General features: G+C 64.8%; 1 protein-coding gene. It reads right to left on the reverse strand.

The window, feature by feature from the left end:
- A partial coding sequence (locus tag IJ15_RS0124475) for a DUF3043 domain-containing protein (protein WP_031940914.1) occupies nt 1-261 on the reverse strand: 261 nt, incomplete at both ends.

The following is a 261-nucleotide window of genomic DNA, read 5'->3' on the forward strand; positions in this document are numbered from 1 at the left end:
GCGCGCACGAACGCGTACCAGCCCAGCTTGAACCCGCCGTCGGTGCTGTCGGGGAAGCGCTCGCGCACCCTGTTGTTGATCATGCGGCCGAGGACGTAGCCCTCGCCGGCCATGAACAGCATCATCACGAGCATCGCGAGGGTGACGTAGTTCTGGATCACCGGGCTCAGGAACATTGCCATGATCAGCACCAGCGCCAGGGGCATGAACAGCCCGACCAGATTGCGGCGGCTGTCGACGATGTCACGGACGTAGGCGCGG

Origin of the sequence: Prescottella defluvii (assembly GCF_000738775.1) — a bacterium.
Classification (GTDB): Bacteria; Actinomycetota; Actinomycetes; order Mycobacteriales; family Mycobacteriaceae; genus Prescottella; species Prescottella defluvii.